At 64.2% G+C, this 15,806-nt stretch carries 12 protein-coding genes; 5 read left to right on the top strand and 7 right to left on the bottom strand.

Translation table 11 applies throughout. The features are described 5' to 3' along the window. Positions 1-118: 118 nt before the first annotated feature. The 4 genes from AC56LR_RS20230 to folD are packed head-to-tail and all read right to left on the bottom strand — an operon-like array spanning position 119 to position 3,953. Entirely contained in the window at positions 119-472 is a 354-nt protein-coding gene (locus tag AC56LR_RS20230; protein ID WP_497133070.1) for a DUF2486 family protein, read from the bottom strand. Then, the gene (locus AC56LR_RS20235; RefSeq protein ID WP_497133072.1) at positions 469-894 is read right to left on the bottom strand and encodes a DNA polymerase III subunit chi; all 426 of its coding nucleotides are present in this window, start codon (positions 892-894) and stop codon (positions 469-471) included. Before AC56LR_RS20235 ends, AC56LR_RS20230 begins: the two co-directional genes overlap by 4 nt. A gap of 58 nt (positions 895-952) precedes the next feature. Beyond that, complete coding sequence (locus AC56LR_RS20240; RefSeq protein ID WP_497133074.1) at positions 953-3,028, bottom strand: M3 family metallopeptidase; 2,076 nt, start codon at positions 3,026-3,028, stop codon at positions 953-955. 16 nt (positions 3,029-3,044) lie between these two features. Next, complete coding sequence (gene folD / locus AC56LR_RS20245; protein ID WP_497133076.1) at positions 3,045-3,953, bottom strand: bifunctional methylenetetrahydrofolate dehydrogenase/methenyltetrahydrofolate cyclohydrolase FolD; 909 nt, start codon at positions 3,951-3,953, stop codon at positions 3,045-3,047. Positions 3,954-4,391: 438 nt separating this feature from the next. Between folD and aceE the strand changes: the two genes are divergently transcribed. The 3 genes from aceE to lpdA all read left to right on the top strand — a co-directional run bounded on the left by aceE (position 4,392) and on the right by lpdA (position 10,565). After that, positions 4,392-7,100 carry a pyruvate dehydrogenase (acetyl-transferring), homodimeric type gene (gene aceE, locus AC56LR_RS20250; RefSeq protein WP_497133078.1) on the top strand — a complete coding sequence of 903 codons (2,709 nt, stop codon included), beginning with the start codon at positions 4,392-4,394 and terminating at the stop codon, positions 7,098-7,100. Positions 7,101-7,174: 74 nt separating this feature from the next. Further along, positions 7,175-8,785, top strand: a complete 1,611-nt coding sequence (gene aceF, locus AC56LR_RS20255) for a dihydrolipoyllysine-residue acetyltransferase (protein WP_497133080.1) — start codon at positions 7,175-7,177, stop codon at positions 8,783-8,785. Between the two features lie 10 nt (positions 8,786-8,795). Next, on the top strand, positions 8,796-10,565 hold the full coding sequence (gene lpdA, locus AC56LR_RS20260; RefSeq protein WP_497133082.1) for a dihydrolipoyl dehydrogenase: 1,770 nt from the start codon (positions 8,796-8,798) through the stop codon (positions 10,563-10,565). Between the two features lie 71 nt (positions 10,566-10,636). Here lpdA and AC56LR_RS20265 read toward each other — a convergent pair whose 3' ends face one another. Continuing rightward, the gene (locus AC56LR_RS20265) at positions 10,637-12,931 is read right to left on the bottom strand and encodes a glycogen debranching protein (RefSeq protein WP_497133084.1); all 2,295 of its coding nucleotides are present in this window, start codon (positions 12,929-12,931) and stop codon (positions 10,637-10,639) included. Positions 12,932-13,210: 279 nt separating this feature from the next. Here AC56LR_RS20265 and AC56LR_RS20270 point away from each other — a divergent pair, with 279 nt between their 5' ends. Continuing rightward, complete coding sequence (locus AC56LR_RS20270) at positions 13,211-13,531, top strand: hypothetical protein (RefSeq protein ID WP_497133086.1); 321 nt, start codon at positions 13,211-13,213, stop codon at positions 13,529-13,531. A 67-nt stretch (positions 13,532-13,598) separates the two neighbouring features. On the opposite strand, the gene AC56LR_RS20275 is transcribed toward AC56LR_RS20270, so the two are convergent. Continuing rightward, positions 13,599-13,784, bottom strand: coding sequence for a hypothetical protein (locus tag AC56LR_RS20275; RefSeq protein ID WP_497133087.1), 186 nt, complete (start codon positions 13,782-13,784; stop codon positions 13,599-13,601). A 118-nt stretch (positions 13,785-13,902) separates the two neighbouring features. Next, positions 13,903-14,553 (bottom strand): TetR/AcrR family transcriptional regulator, encoded by a 651-nt coding sequence (locus AC56LR_RS20280; RefSeq protein WP_497133089.1) that lies wholly within the window; start codon positions 14,551-14,553, stop codon positions 13,903-13,905. 111 nt (positions 14,554-14,664) lie between these two features. On the opposite strand from AC56LR_RS20280, the gene AC56LR_RS20285 reads away from it, so the two are divergent. Then, positions 14,665-15,798 carry an HlyD family secretion protein gene (locus AC56LR_RS20285; protein WP_497133090.1) on the top strand — a complete coding sequence of 378 codons (1,134 nt, stop codon included), beginning with the start codon at positions 14,665-14,667 and terminating at the stop codon, positions 15,796-15,798. Positions 15,799-15,806 lie beyond the last annotated feature (8 nt).

The raw sequence follows: 15,806 nt of genomic DNA on the forward strand, positions 1-15,806 counted from the left end.
CGTAGAATCTTCCATGTGAGCCGGTTGCATGTTGATCTCCTAAGTCTAAGTTTCGAACTCTCAGGTTAGGACTCAATCTGCAAATCGGCTCACTTTCTTTTCATCATAGGATCTACGGTCAACCGCCCAGCGTCTTGAGGTGCGTGATTTCTTGAGCAACGGCTTGCGACACGATCTCCCCCAGCGCCTCCTGCAGCCCTTCGCGCAGATCCGCACTGAAGCGCTCCAGCGACCGTTGCATCGCATCGGCCATCGCATCGCGCACGCGCTGCTCGAGCACGAAATCGACCCGCCCCTGCAGCTGCTGCAGCACGCGCTCGGTCACGCGGCGTTCCAGCACGCTCCATTCCTCGCCGGTCCAGCGCTCGTTGGCGCGCCGTTCGAGCTGTTCCGCCACCGGCGCAGCCGGTTGCTCGTTCACGACTTCGGTCAGCACCGGGATACTCGGATCGAATGCGGGATTCTCGTTCATGACTGTCCTGCGACGAAGTGGGTCAGGGGATAGGACTGCTTCTTGTAGGCCGAGTAGCGCTGGCGGCCGGCCGCGGCGTCGTCTTCATCGAGCGAGATGATCTCGAACACGCGCGCGAAAGCGTCCAGTTTGGCGGGCGTGCGGCGCGTGAGGTTGACCAGCATGTCGTGGTGCGGCAGCTCGGCTGCTTCATCGAACGTGACGATCACCGGCGTCACGGCCGCCAGCGGGTCATCCGCGAAGACATGCGGGATGAAGTCGGTGTCCGACACCGTCCACAGCGCCGCATTGAGCGCTTCGGCCTGGCTCGCGTTTTCCAGCAGGACGACGACCTTTGCCTTGGCGGCATAGGCCTTGCGCGCCAGGCGGCAGGCGTAGGCCAGCTTGTCGGGGATATTGGTATGGAAGTCGATGCGCGTCATGGTGGGTGCAAATATACAGGGCGGCACATGGCCGCCCCGGGTTTAAGTCAACAATAGCTTAACCGTTCATGCCGCTGTGGCGCAGCAGCGCGTCGATCGAGGGCTCGCGGCCGCGGAAGGCCTTGAACGATTCCAGCGCCGGGCGCGCGCCGCCCATGGCCAGGATCTCGCGCTGGAAGCGCTTGCCGGTTTCCGCCAGGTTGCCGGCCTCCAGCGCCTCTTCGAAGGCCGCATAGGCGTCCGCCGACAGCACCTCGGCCCACTTGTAGCTGTAGTAGCCGGCCGCATAGCCGCCCGAGAAGATGTGGCCGAAGGAATGCTGGAAGCGGTTGAAGGCGGGCGGGATCATCACCGAGAATTGCTTGCGGATGTCGTTGATCAGGTCCTGCACGGTGCGCTGGCTTGCCGGATCGAAGTCGTAGTGCAGGTGCATGTCGATCAGCGAGAACTCGACCTGGCGCAGCGTCATCATCCCGGACTGGAAGTTTTTCGCGGCCAGCATCTTGTCGAACAGCGCGCGCGGCAGCGGCTCGCCGGTCTTCACGTGGGCGGTCATCTGCTGCAGCTTGTCCCACTCCCAGCAGAAGTTTTCCATGAACTGCGACGGCAGCTCCACCGCGTCCCATTCCACGCCCGAGATGCCCGATACCGACAGCTCCTCGACTTCGGTCAGCATGTGGTGCAGGCCGTGGCCGAATTCGTGGAACAGGGTGATGACTTCGTCATGCGTGAACAGCGAGGGCTGCAGCTTGCCGTCGCTAGTTGCCGGCGGGGTGAAATTGCAGGTCAGGTAGGCGATCGGCGTCTGCACGGCGCCGCCGGCGGCGGCACGGCGGCCGCGCGCGTCGTCCATCCACGCGCCCTGGCCCTTGCCTTCGCGCGCATACAGGTCGAGGTAGAACTGGCCGATCAGCTGGCCCTCGCGCTCGATGCGGAAGAAGCGGACATCCGGATGCCACACGGGCGCGTCATCGAGCTTGATCGCGACGCCGAACAGGTCCCGGATGATGGTGAACAGGCCTGCCACGACTTTCGGCTCGGGGAAGTATTCCTTCACTTCCTTTTCGGAGAAGGCATAGCGTTGCTCGCGCAGCTTTTCGGAGGCATAGGCCACATCCCAGGATTGCAGGTCCTCGATGCCCAGCTCGTCGCGGGCAAAGGCGCGCAGCTCGTCGAGGTCCTTTTCGGCGAAGGGACGTGCGCGTTTGGCCAGGTCTTCGAGGAAGTCGACCACGTGCTGCGGGCTCTCGGCCATCTTGGCCACCAGCGAGACGTCGGCGAAGCTGCCGTAGTCGAGCAGCTGGGCTTCTTCGTGGCGCAGCTGCAGCAGCTTGACGATGTTCTGGGTGTTGTCCCACTTGGCCGCATCGCTGAACATGGTGCCTGCGTCGGAGGCCTTGGTGGCGCTGGCGCGGTAGATCGTCTCGCGCAGCGCGCGGTTGTCGCAGAACTGCAGCACCGGGTAATAGGACGGGAAATGGAGGGTGAATTGCCAGCCCTGCTTGCCGTCCTTCTCGGCCGCGGCGCGGGCGGCAAGCTTCACGTCGTCTGGCACGCCGGACAGTTCCGCTTCGCTTTCTACCAGCAGCTTGTAGTCGTTGGTCGCATCCAGCACGTTTTCCGAGAAGCGGGTGGAGGTGGCGGCCTGCTGTTCCTGGATTTCGGCAAAGCGCTGCTTTTTAGCGTCGGGCAGTTCGGCGCCGCCCAGACGGAAGTCGCGCAGCGCGTTCTCGACGATCTTCTTGCGCGCCGGGGTCAGGCTGTCGTAGTCGCCGGCGGCGCGCAATGCCTTGTACTTGGCGAACAGCGCCTCGTTCTGGCCCAGCGCGGTCCAGAACTCGGTGACCTTCGGCTGGTTCTCGTTGTAGACCGCGCGCAGCTCCGGCGTGTCCATCACGTGGTTCAGGTGGTTGACCACGCCCCAGGCGCGGCCCAGGCGTTCGGTGGCTTCTTCCAGCGGCACCACGAAGCTGTCCCAGGTGACCGCATCGCTTGGCGCTTCGAGCCGGGTGACAACTTCGGATGCTTCCTTGATCAGCTGTTCGATGGCCGGCGTGACGTGCTCGGGCTTGACCGCGTCGAAACGGGTGAGGCCGGAAAAATCGAGTAAGGGATTGCTGGCTGCGATGGTCATGGTCTTCCTTCTAGTGTTAGGCCACGCCGGGCTTCGGTTCCATTCCCGTTGCCTGGCTGGGGCATTCCTGGCTGTTCGAGTGCATGCGCTCTGCGGACTCGACGGTGTTCATCAAGAGCATGGTAATCGTCATCGGGCCGACGCCGCCCGGCACCGGGGTGATGTGCGAGGCCACTTCGCGGACACCGGCGAAGTCGACGTCGCCGCACAGTTTGCCGGCATCGTCGCGGTTCATGCCGACGTCGATCACGATCGCGCCCGGTTTCACCATGTCGGCGGTAAGCGTGTTGCGGCGGCCGACGGCGGCGACGACTACGTCGGCCTGGCGGGTGTGGTAGGCCAGGTCCGGCGTCGCGCTATGGCAGATGGTGACGGTGGCATTGGCTTGCAAGAGCAGCAGGGCCATCGGCTTGCCGACGGTGTTGGAGCGGCCGATCACGACCGCGTGCTTGCCGCGCAGGTCGACGCCCGTGGTTTCGATCAGCTTCATGCAGCCATAGGGCGTGCAGGGGCGGAAGCCCGGCAGGTTGGCGACCAGTTCGCCCGCCGACAGCACCGAATAGCCATCGACGTCCTTGCTCGTTGCAATCGCTTCGATGACCTTGCTCGGGTCGATGTGTTTCGGCAGCGGCATCTGCACCAGGATGCCGTGGATGGACGGGTCGGCGTTGAGAAAGGCGATGCGCTCGAGCAGGGCCGCTTCGCTGAGGTCGGCCTCGTATTTTTCCAGCACCGAGTGAAACCCGACGTCGCCGCAGGCCTTGACCTTGTTGCGCACATAGACGTGGCTGGCCGGGTCTTCGCCGACCAGGATCACGGCCAGGCCGGGCTGCTTGCCGGCTGCGGTGAGCCTGGCGGCGCGTTCGGCGATCTCGCCGCGCAGTTGTTGGGAAAGGAGGACTCCGTCGATCGGTTGTGCAGGCATGTTCGGGCTCGTGGCTAGGCAAAGATGAAATTATAAGGCCCGCACCTATATCGCGCGCCGCCCAAGCCGAAGCATTGTCATATTTGCAGGGCGGCTCTTCCAAAGGCAAGAGCGCGCATCCGACAGGTCGTTATACGATTGATAAGCCTGATATCGTAGGGTGGGCGGGTCTCCCGCCCGCGCGTTCAACGAACAGTGCACGCCACGGAGCGAGCCAGCATACGTCATTTGAACGCGCGGTCGGCGAAGCCGACCACCCTACAGAATGTGCACTTGCAACATAGAATTTCATCATGTGGAATGACATATCGCAATTTGAAAAAGACCAGGTCCGCTGGTAGAATCGAAGGGTTTATTTTCAGACATTTGAAATTTCACCAAATCGCCGCCAGCCATTTCGACTGATCGGGTGGGGCGCAATTCTAAGGAGACGCATTAATGTCAGCTCAACTCGACCAGTTGACGGCGCAAGCCGCCAATGACCCGGACACGCTCGAAACCCAGGAATGGCTGGACGCGCTGGAAGCGGTGATCGAACACGAAGGCACCGACCGCGCCCACTACCTGATGGAGCGCATGGTCGACCTGGCACGCCGCCGCGGCGCCCATATCCCGTTCTCCAGCAACACGGCCTATGTCAATACGATCCCGGCCCACCTGAACGTGAACTGCCCGGGCAACCTGGAATACGAAGAGCGCCTGCGCTCGTGGATGCGCTGGAACGCGATGGCGATGGTGGTCAAGGCCAACCGCGCCGACGGCGACCTGGGCGGCCACATCTCGTCCTTCGCCTCGCTGGCGAACATGCTGGGCATCGGCTTCAACCACTTCTGGCACGCCCCGACCGAAGACCACGGAGGCGACCTGCTGTACATCCAGGGCCACTCGTCCCCGGGCATCTACGCGCGCGCCTTCCTCGAAGGCCGTATCACCGAAGAGCAGCTCTTGAACTTCCGCCGCGAAGTCGACGGCAAGGGCCTGTCGTCCTACCCGCACCCGAAACTGATGCCGGACTTCTGGCAGTTCCCGACCGTGTCGATGGGCCTGGGCCCACTGATGGCGATCTACCAGGCGCGCTTCCTGAAATACCTGCATGCCCGCGGCATCGCCGACACCGAGAACCGCAAGGTCTGGGTCTTCTGCGGCGACGGCGAGATGGACGAGCCGGAATCGATGGGCGCGATCGGCATGGCCGCGCGCGAGCGCCTCGACAACCTGGTCATGGTCGTCAACTGCAACCTGCAGCGCCTGGACGGTCCGGTGCGCGGCAACGGCAAGATCATCCAGGAACTCGAAGCCGACTTCCGCGGCGCCGGCTGGAACGTCGTCAAGGTCATCTGGGGCTCGCAGTGGGATCCGCTGCTGGCCAAGGACAAGGACGGCATCCTGCAGCGCGTCATGATGGAATCGGTCGACGGCGAATACCAGAACTACAAGGCGAAAGACGGCGCCTACGTGCGCAAGCACTTCTTCGGCAAGCACCCGGAGCTGCTGAAAATGGTCGCCAACATGAGCGACGACGACATCTGGCGCCTGACCCGCGGCGGCCACGACCCGCACAAGATCTATGCCGCGTTCAAGAACGCGCAAGAGAACAAGGGTTCCCCAACCGTGCTGCTGGTGAAGACCGTCAAGGGCTTCGGCATGGGCAAGTCGGGCGAGGCGCGCAACACCGCGCACCAGACCAAGAAGCTGGACGACGCCGCGATCCGCGAAATGCGCGACCGCTTCAACATTCCTATCCCCGACGACAAGCTGGCCGAGATCCCGTTCTTCAAGCCGTCCGACGACGCGCCCGAGATGCAGTACCTGCACGAGCGCCGCAAGGCACTGGGCGGCTACCTGCCGCAGCGCCGCTCGAAGGCCGACGAAGCCCTGGTGGTGCCGCCGCTCGAATCGTTCAAGGCGGTGCTGGATCCGACCCCGGAAGGCCGCGAGATTTCGTCCACCCAGGCCTACGTGCGCGTGATCACCAGCCTGCTGAAAGACCCGAGCATCGGCCAGCGCATCGTGCCGATCCTGGTCGATGAGTCGCGTACCTTCGGCATGGAAGGCCTGTTCCGCCAGATCGGCATCTTCAACCAGCAGGGCCAGCTCTACGAGCCGGTCGACCGCGACCAGGTGATGTACTACCGCGAAGACAAGGCCGGCCAGATCCTGCAGGAGGGTATCAACGAAGCGGGCGGCATGAGCTCGTGGATCGCCGCGGCGACCTCGTACTCGTCGAATAACCGCCAGATGATCCCGTTCTACACCTTCTATTCGATGTTCGGCATGCAGCGCGTCGGCGACCTGGTGTGGCTGGCGGGCGACATCCGCGCACGCGGCTTCCTGATGGGCGGCACCGCGGGCCGTACGACCCTGAACGGCGAAGGCCTGCAGCACGAAGATGGCCACAGCCACATCATCGCTGCGACCGTGCCGAACTGCCTGCCTTACGACCCGACCTTCGGGCACGAAGTGGCGGTGATCATCCAGGACGGCCTGCGCCGCATGGTGACGGAACAGGAAGACGTGTTCTACTACATCACCATCATGAACGAGAACTACGCGCATCCGGGCCTGAAAGCCGGCCAGGAAGCGGGCATCCTGAAGGGCATGTACCTGCTGCAGGAAGGCGCGGCCATTGCAAACGACAAGCCTGCACCGCGCGTGCAGCTGGTCGGCTGCGGCACCATCCTGCGCGAGTCGATTTTCGCGGCCGAACTGCTCAAGAACGACTGGGGCGTCGATGCGGACGTGTGGTCGGCGCCATCGCTGACGCTGCTGGCCCGTGACGGCCAGGATTGCGAGCGCTGGAACATGGTGAATCCGGATGCCGAGCAGCGCGTGCCTTACGTGACTTCGCTGCTGCAGAACACCCAGGGCCCGATCATCGCGACCACCGACTACATGCGCATGTTCGCCGAGCAGATCCGCGCCTTCATGCCGCAGGGCCGCACTTACAAGGTGCTGGGCACCGACGGCTTCGGCCGCTCGGATTCGCGCGTCAAGCTGCGCGAGTTCTTCGAGGTGAACCGCTACTACGTGACCGTGGCCGCACTGCGCTCGCTGGCCGACGAAGGCAAGATCGAACGCTCGGTCGTGTCGCAGGCGATTGCCAAGTACGGCATCGACCAGAACAAGCCGAATCCTGTGACCCAGTAAATGCTCGATACCGCCGCCCCCCTCGCGGGGGCGGCGGTCTTGGCGCTAACTCAAATAAAAACGGAGCTAACACTATGAGCATTGTGGAAGTCAAAGTCCCGGATATCGGCGACTTCAAGGAAGTGGAAGTCATCGAACTGATGGTCAAGCCGGGCGACACGATCAAGGTCGACCAGTCGCTGGTCACGGTCGAGTCGGACAAGGCGAGCATGGAAATCCCGTCGAGCCACGCCGGCGTCGTGAAAGAAATCAAGATCAAGGTCGGCGACAAGGTCGCCGAAGGTTCGCTGGTGCTGCTGCTGGAAGAAGCGGGTGGCGCGGCCGCCCCTGCGTCGGCGCCCGCCGCTGTACCGGCTGCCGTAGCCGCACCGGCTGCTGCTCCCGCAGCTTCGGGCGGCATCGTCGAAGTCACCGTGCCGGACATCGGCGACTTCAAGGAAGTCGAAGTCATCGAGATGATGGTCAAGCCGGGCGACACGATCAAGGTCGACCAGTCCTTGATGACGGTCGAATCCGACAAGGCGAGCATGGAGATCCCGTCCAGCCACGCCGGCGTCGTCAAGGAAGTGAAGGTCAAGGTCGGCGACAAGGTGGCCAAGGGCTCGCTGGTGCTGCTGATCGAAGCGGCAGCCGGCGCTGCCACCGGCGGCGCGCCTGCTGCACCGGCTCCTGCCGCTGCAGCGCCGGCCCCGGCCGCCGCACCTGCACCTGCCGCTGCTGCTCCCGCAGCAGCAGCGGCAGCGCCGGGAGTCACCGGCTCGAAAGCCCATGCATCGCCATCGATCCGCAAGTTCGCCCGCGAACTGGGCGTGGACCTGGCGCGCGTGCCGGGAACCGGCCCGAAGAGCCGCATCACCCAGCTCGACGTGCAGAACTTCGTCAAGGGCGTGATGGCTGCGCCTGCGGCCGCGCCAGGCAAAGCGGGCGGTTCCGGCGTGGGCCTGGACCTGCTGCCATGGCCGTCGCTCGACTTCTCGAAGTTCGGCCCGACCGAGCTGCTGCCGCTGTCGCGCATCAAGAAGATCTCCGGCCCGAACCTGCACCGCAACTGGGTCATGATCCCGCACGTGACGCAGTTCGACGAAGCCGACGTCACCGACCTGGAACAGTTCCGCGTCGATTCGAACGCCGCGCTGGCCAAGCAGAAGTCAACTGTGAAGCTGACCATGCTGGCCTTCGTCATCAAGGCATCGGTCGCCGCGCTGAAGAAGTTCCCGCAATTTAACGCGTCGCTGTCGGAAGACGGCGCCAACCTGATCCTCAAGCAGTACTACAACATCGGCTTCGCCGCCGACACCCCGAACGGCCTGGTGGTTCCGGTCGTGAAGGATGCCGACAAGAAGACGGTGTCGCAGATCGCCACCGAGATGGGCGAGCTCTCGGCACTGGCGCGCGACGGCAAGCTGCCGCCGACCGCGATGCAGGGCGCAACCTTCACCATCTCGTCGCTGGGCGGCATCGGTGGCACGGCCTTCACGCCGATCATCAATGCGCCTGAGCTGGCGATTCTTGGCTTGTCCAAATCGGCCATGAAGCCGGTGTGGGATGGTTCCGCCTTCCAGCCGCGCCTGATGCTGCCGCTGTCGCTGTCCTACGATCACCGCGTGATCGACGGCGCCGGCGCCGCGCGCTTCGCAGCCTACCTTGCGGAGGTGCTGGCCGACCTGCGCAAGACCCTTCTGTAAGGAGCGCCGAATGAGCACTGTTGAAGTAAAGGTCCCGAATATCGGCGACTTCAAGGACGTCGAAGTGATCGAGCTGCTGGTCAAGCCTGGCGACACCATCAAGGTCGACCAGTCCCTGATCACCGTCGAATCGGACAAGGCCAGCATGGAGATTCCGTCGACGCATGCGGGCGTGGTCAAGGACATCGCGGTCAAGGTCGGCGACAAGATGAACGAAGGTTCGCTGCTGCTGACGCTCGAGGAATCCGCTGCCGGCGCGGCGCCGGCAGCTCCGGCTCCTGCTCCGGCAGCGGCCGCCGCACCGTCTGCTCCTGCCGCCGCCCCGGCGCCAGGCGCGGCCAGCCACGGCGGCCAGGTCGACATCGAGTGCGAACTGATGGTGCTGGGCGCAGGCCCCGGCGGCTACTCGGCTGCCTTCCGCGCGGCCGACCTGGGCATGAACGTGGTGCTGGTCGAGAAGTACGCCACTTTAGGGGGCGTGTGCCTGAACGTGGGCTGCATCCCGTCCAAGGCGCTGCTGCACGTGGCCCACATCATGGACGAAACCGCGCACATGGCCGACCTCGGCGTGAGCTTTGCCAAGCCCGACGTCGACATCGACAAGCTGCGCGCCTATAAGGATGGCGTCATCAAGAAGATGACCGGCGGCCTGAATTTCATGGCCAAGGCGCGCAAGGTCAACGTGGTGCAGGGCGTGGGCCAGTTCCTGAGCCCGAACCACCTCGAAGTCACGGGTGCTGACGGTTCGAAGAAAATCGTCAAGTTCGCCAAGGCGATCATCGCCGCCGGTTCCGCGGTGGTGAAGCTGCCCTTCGTGCCGGAAGATCCGCGCATCGTCGATTCGACCGGCGCGCTGGAACTGCGCCAGGTACCGAAGCGCATGCTGGTCATCGGCGGCGGCATCATCGGCCTGGAAATGGCGACCGTCTACTCGACCCTGGGTGCGCGCATCGACGTGGTCGAGATGATGGACGGCCTGATGCAAGGCGCGGACCGCGAGGCCGTCAAGGTCTGGCAGAAGTTCAACGCCCACCGCTTCGACAACATCATGTTGAAGACCAAGACCGTCGGCGTGGAAGCGCTGGCCGAAGGCATCAAGGTCACGTTCGAAGCCGCGGAAGCCGGCGCCACGGCGCCCGAGCCGCAGGTCTACGACCTGGTGCTGGTCGCCGTCGGACGCAGCCCGAACGGCAAGAAGATCGCCGCCGAGAAGGCCGGCGTGATCGTCAGCGACCGCGGCTTCATCGGCGTGGACGGCCAGATGCGCACCAACGTGCCGCACATCTTCGCCATCGGCGACCTTGTGGGCCAGCCGATGCTGGCGCACAAGGCGGTGCACGAAGCCCACGTGGCAGCCGAGGCGGCGCACGGCGCCAAGGCCTATTTCGACGCCAAGGTGATTCCGTCGGTGGCTTATACCGACCCTGAAGTCGCATGGGTCGGCCTGACCGAGGACGAAGCCAAACAGAAGGGCATCGCGGTCGAGAAGGGCCACTTCCCATGGAACGCCAGCGGCCGCGCGGTCGCCAATGGCCGCGACGAAGGCTTCACCAAGCTGCTGTTCGATGCCGAGACCCGCCGCATCGTCGGCGGCACCATCGTCGGCACCAATGCCGGCGACATGATCGGCGAAGTGGCGCTGGCGATCGAGATGGGCGCGGACGGCGTGGACATCGGCAAGACCATCCACCCGCATCCGACGCTGGGCGAGTCGATCGGCATGGCGGCGGAGGTGTACAAGGGCGTGTGTACCGATATGCCGCCAGTGAAGAAGAAGTAATCGCCGCTCAAACGATGTAGCAGAAACGGGACCTTTTTCGGTCCCGTTTCTTTTTGTGCTAACCCTCCCCCTTACTTCGCAATCAACACCAGCGTCCCCCGCCCACACAGTCCATAACTGAAGTTCTCCCCACCCACCAGGTCTTCCGCCCCCGGTGCGCGCACCTGCGACGCTCCCTCCGCCCAGGTACAGGTATCGGTCACCCGATACCAGGTCTTGCCCGTCCCCGGCCACGGCAGGGTGAAGTTCACCTGCGCACTCCACGCATTGTGCGCGACATAGATCGCGGACGCGCTATCACCGAGCTCCGACCCATCGATACGCCAGGCGATCGCGTGGTTGGCGGTATTGTTGAAATAGGCCGCATCCGCCACGCCGCCATCAGGCTTGAACCAGCGCAGCTGCTCCATCACGTTGCCGTTGTTGTCGACGCTGGAGTAGAAATTGGCCGGACGCAGTGCCGGATGCGCCTTGCGGAAGGCCATCATCGCTGTCGAGAAGGCCTGGAAGTTGCTCTGGTCCGTGGTGCGGGTCCAGCCCAGCCAGTTGGCGGACGAATCCAGGTTGTACGGGTTGTTGTTGCAGTTCAGGCTGCGCAGCGCTTCGTCGCCGCCGACGATCATCGGCACGCCCGCCGACAGCATCATCAGCGCCATGCCGTTGCGCGCCGCCTTGCGCTGGTCCGCCGCGATGCCGCCCTGGTCCCAGCTGTTGTTGTTGTCTTCGCCGCCGTCGCTCGGGCCCCATGGCCAGGCCTGGTTGTTGTTCTTGCTGTTACAGCTGTACAAATCCTTGAGCGTGAAGCCGTCGTGGGCGGTGATGAAGTTCACCGAGTGCCAGGGCTTGCGGCCATCGTCGCCGTACAGGTCGCTGGAGCCGGCGAAGCGGCTGGCCATCTGCCCGGTCGTGATCGCCACGCTGCCCAGCTTGTTCTGCGCCTGGCGCACCACGTCGCGGTAGCCGCCGTTCCATTCGGCCCAGCCACTCGGGAAGCCGCCCACCTGGTAAGAGTTGCCGCCGATGGCCCAGGGTTCGGCGATCAGGTCGACGCCGGTGCCGCCCGCGGCTGGCCGAGGCGGCAATTCCGCCACGATGCGGTTCAGCGCGTTGCCGGCATCCATCTTGTCGAAATTGAAGCAGCCGTGCTGGCAGGTGTTGCCGAGCACCGAGGCGAGGTCGAAGCGGTAGCCGTCCACGCCCAGCTTGTCGCGCCAGTAGGCGAGCGAATCGACGATCAGGTTCTGGGCGATCGTGTTGCGGGTGTTGTAGTTGCCGCCGACGCCGGTGTTGTCCCAGGAATTCTGCATGTCCGAGGTCAGGCTGTAATAGGTCGGGTTGTCCAGGCCGCGGAAGCTGGTGATGTTGTAGGTGGTCTTGTCGGTCGGGCTCCAGGCGCCGCCTTCGCCGGTGTGGTTGTAGACCACGTCGACCAGCACCTTGATGCCGTTGTCATGGAAGGCCTTGACCATCTCCTTGAACTCGCGCGTCGGGCCGCCCGGGGCCTTGTCGTAGGCATAGCGGCGGTCTGGGGCGAAATAGTTCAGGGTCATGTAGCCCCAGTAATTGTCGCCGCTATTGCTGTTGGGGTCGTTGTCGTTGGTGTCGTTCTGGGTTTCCTGCACCGGCAGGAATTCGATGGCGGTCACGCCCAGGCTGGCCAGCCAGGCCGCCTTCAGGCCGGCGCCCTTGTAGGTGCCGCGGTAGGCGGCGCTGATGCCGGTGTCGTTCATCGTCAGCCCGCGCACATGCGCCTCGTAGACGATGTCATCCTTCAGGGCGCGCGTCGGCTTGGTGCCGAAGGACTGGGTGTCTCCGGCCAGCACGATGCCTTTTGGCGCGGAAGTGCCGCTGTCGATGTTGCGGTAGGTGGCGCCGCTGGCGTAAATGGTGCCGTTGGTCATCGTGGCCGTGGTCGGATCGTGGCTCAGCTCGAGCGCATAGGGATCGGACAGCAGTTTGTTCGGGTTGAAGCGGTTGCCGGCGGCGTCGACGTCGCTGACGAAGCCTACGCTCGATCCCTTGGTCCAGCTGGCGCTGTAGGGCCAGTTCGGGCCCCAGGCACGGTAGCCGTAGTACAGGGTGCCGGACAGGCCCTGGGTGCCGAGTGTCGCGGTGGGGATCGTCACGCTCCACGTGCCGCCCGAATTGACCAGTGTGTAGCGGGCCTTTTCGGCGGTGCCGGTGGCGGTGCTGTACAGGTAGAGTTCGATGCGGGTGGCATTGCCGGAATAGACCTTGAAGGTCACGTTGGCCTTGGTCGCGTCGTAGGATGCGCCGAGCTTGGTCGGGTTGATGGCGGCCCAGGCGGGCGCGCCGAGCAGGGCGCCGGCAATGCAGGCGGCCAGCATGCGTTGATGCAGTTTCATGGTTGTCTCCGATGTTTATCTGTTTTATGTGCTGGTCAGGGCCGGTCTCGCAACCTGTCCGTGCAGCTGCCGTGTACTTTGCCTACCTCGTGCGAGTAGCTCGTCCATACACCGGGGTGACGCTACTCCTGCCGCATATCGAAGTCAACCGTCTTGCCGTAGTTTTATTACGGTTGTGGATATCAATCGTGACCAGCGCCTGCCTGCGTATTGACAGGCTATGATGGATGCGTGCGGCGGCAAGCCCACTTGTCGCCAGTAATGCCACAGGAGACTGCTATGTACGAACACGGCAATGAATACATCGGGACAGTCTTTGTCCTCCCAGAATCGCGCACCTTCGAGCTCCGCACCACCGTGCATGGCGAGCCCGCGGTCGTGCACGGCACCATCTCCCAGCAACTGGCGGCCCGCTTCAGCGAAGGCATGTCCGACTTCATCGATCCGCGCCAGGTGGCGCTGCAGCCGCGCCGGGTCGAGGTGATGACGCGCGAGATCCACGAGCGCCACCGCGCGCCGCGCAAGGTGTTTTGCCTGACCCGCCTGTTCGATTTCGAGACGCAATCCGCCGACCGGCCCGCCCCCGCAGTCGCCGGCTAAGCGCACCTGAACAATGAAAAATGCCGCCCGGCTTGCGCGGGGCGGCATCGATGAGGATTCGGTTTGCTCAGGTAAACGCGATAAACCGTTCCGGAATATCAATCGAGCCATTCTGTGCTGCGGCTGCGTATGTACGCATTTCGGCAAGGACTGCTTCCAGCTGTTCCGTACCGGGATTCTCCATGAATCCTTTCATGCGTTCCTGCAGCGAAGCCTGCTGGTCACGCCATTCATAGCGGGAAGACTTGCTCATGCTGCCTCCTCGCGGCCGGGCGCCGCTGTCGTTTTATTGTTCATGACATCTCCTGTAAAGGATGTCAGATTGTCATACATTATTGCCCCAGGTCGGTGCGATGACACACAGAGCCTCGTTAAAGAATGCTGCGGTAAAACAGTTCTAGACGCTCAGCAAGCAGGCGGCGCGCTTCCTCGCGCTCCGGTTTCCGGTCCGGGAACAGGAAGCGGATCACCGGGTCCCCATTGATGCAGGCGATCAGGTGCGAGGGCAGCAGGGCCAGCGGCACCCCGGCGCGCAGCTGGGCACGGACGTCCGGGCGGGCAAAATAGCGCTCGAGCATCTCGCGGGTCATGCGCGGGCCTGCCTCGTAGAAGGCTTCGGCCAGTTCCGGATTGGTGCCGGACTCGGCCATCACCACCCGCTGCAGGGCCACCGCGTCGGGCTCGCACAGCATGTCGTAGAAATGGCCGGCGAACTCCCCTATCACTTCGCGCAGCGGCCGCCCGTCGTTGTCCATGCCGCCGATTGCGAAGAAGCGTTCGCGCCGTGCCTGCAGCACGGCCTTGAGCAGCCCGGCCTTGCCGCCGAACTTCACATAGATCGTGCGGACCGCCACATGCGCCTCGCGCGCAATGGTTTCCAGGCTGGTACCGGTATACCCGTGCTTCAGGAACAGCCCGGCCGCCACGTCGATCAATTCCTGGGTGCGCGCTTCCACCTCGGACGCCTTGGGGCGGCCGGCGGCCTTGGCAGGCTGGGTGGGTTCTGGCGTCGGTTTGCTCATGCGCCCACTCTACGCAAATCAAGAATGAAACGCAACCGTTTCATTTCTTGACTTCATCGGTTTCTTGGCAAATAATGCGACGAATCCATTTCATTTCGCAAGGTCGTTCCCATGGCAGATTCGCACACCCCGGCAGCGCAACAGACCCTCCCGAACCAGGCGGCTGCGCCGGGAAAGACTCCGCCCAACAAGCGCGTGCTTGGCGTGGTCGCGCTGATTGCCCTGGCCGCCATCGGCGCCGGTGGACGGATGTGGTACCGCAGCCACCACTACGTCGAAACCGAAAATGCCTATGTAAGCGGACGCCTGCACGCGGTATCGAGTCGCGTGCCCGGGGTGGTGACGCGCGTGCTGGTGGACGACAACCAGGTGGTCAAGGCCGGCGACGTGATCGCCGAACTCGATCCGGCCGACCAGGCCGTGCGGGTGGAACAGATCGAAGCGCAGATCGCCTCGGTGGAGCAGCAGATCGGCCAGGCCGACGCCCAGGTCATGCAGGTGAAGGCGCAGGCTTCCGCCGCCGGCGCGCTAGTAGCGCAGGCCGAGGCCCAGCTGCTGCGCGCGCGCCAGGACGCCGAGCGTTTCGGCCAGCTCTATAACGAGACCATGAAGGCGGTGTCGAAGGCGGAAGTGGATGCTTCCAGCGCCGCGCGCGCCGGCGCCGCCGCCGATGTGGCGGCGCGGCGCGACAACGCCGCCGCCGCGCAGGCGCAGATCGGAGCAAGCCAAGCCGGCCGCGAGGTGCTCAAGGCCCAGGTCAAGGTGCTGCAGGCCCAGCTCAAGGATGCGCGCCAGCAGCTGGCCTACAACCGCATCCTCGCGCCGGTCGCCGGGCGCATCGGCAAGCGCAGCGTCGAAGTCGGCGCGCGCGTGCAGCCGGGCCAGCAGCTGCTGGCCGTGGTCGAAGACGAAGTCTGGGTCACCGCCAACTTCAAGGAAACCCAGCTGGGCGGCCTGCAACCAGGCCAGCAGGTCGCGCTCGAAATTGACGCGCTGCCGGACGCGCACCTGACGGGCCGCGTGCACAGCTTCTCGCCGGCTTCGGGCAGCCAGTTCGCATTGCTGCCGGCCGATAACGCGACCGGCAACTTCACCAAGATCGTCCAGCGCGTGCCGGTCAAGATCGTGCTCGACCCGGCCGACATGAAGAAATACGCCGGCCGCCTGGTGCCGGGCATGTCGGTGGTGGCCGAGGTCGAACTGGGCCAGGCTAGCCAAGCCACCCAGACCGCGGCTGCGCACTAAGGCACTGC

The sequence above is a fragment of the Telluria sp. ZT3P39 genome (genome assembly GCF_059685935.1).

Excerpts from the sequence above, each read along its gene's own strand:
- AC56LR_RS20230 (WP_497133070.1), bottom strand. The coding sequence starts at position 472 with ATGAACGAGAATCCCGCATTCGATCCGAGTATCCCGGTGCTGACCGAA.
- AC56LR_RS20235 (WP_497133072.1), bottom strand. The coding sequence starts at position 894 with ATGACGCGCATCGACTTCCATACCAATATCCCCGACAAGCTGGCCTAC.
- AC56LR_RS20240 (WP_497133074.1), bottom strand. The coding sequence starts at position 3,028 with ATGACCATCGCAGCCAGCAATCCCTTACTCGATTTTTCCGGCCTCACC.
- folD (WP_497133076.1), bottom strand. The coding sequence starts at position 3,953 with ATGCCTGCACAACCGATCGACGGAGTCCTCCTTTCCCAACAACTGCGC.
- aceE (WP_497133078.1), top strand. The coding sequence starts at position 4,392 with ATGTCAGCTCAACTCGACCAGTTGACGGCGCAAGCCGCCAATGACCCG.
- aceF (WP_497133080.1), top strand. The coding sequence starts at position 7,175 with ATGAGCATTGTGGAAGTCAAAGTCCCGGATATCGGCGACTTCAAGGAA.
- lpdA (WP_497133082.1), top strand. The coding sequence starts at position 8,796 with ATGAGCACTGTTGAAGTAAAGGTCCCGAATATCGGCGACTTCAAGGAC.
- AC56LR_RS20265 (WP_497133084.1), bottom strand. The coding sequence starts at position 12,931 with ATGAAACTGCATCAACGCATGCTGGCCGCCTGCATTGCCGGCGCCCTG.
- AC56LR_RS20270 (WP_497133086.1), top strand. The coding sequence starts at position 13,211 with ATGTACGAACACGGCAATGAATACATCGGGACAGTCTTTGTCCTCCCA.
- AC56LR_RS20275 (WP_497133087.1), bottom strand. The coding sequence starts at position 13,784 with ATGAGCAAGTCTTCCCGCTATGAATGGCGTGACCAGCAGGCTTCGCTG.
- AC56LR_RS20280 (WP_497133089.1), bottom strand. The coding sequence starts at position 14,553 with ATGAGCAAACCGACGCCAGAACCCACCCAGCCTGCCAAGGCCGCCGGC.
- AC56LR_RS20285 (WP_497133090.1), top strand. The coding sequence starts at position 14,665 with ATGGCAGATTCGCACACCCCGGCAGCGCAACAGACCCTCCCGAACCAG.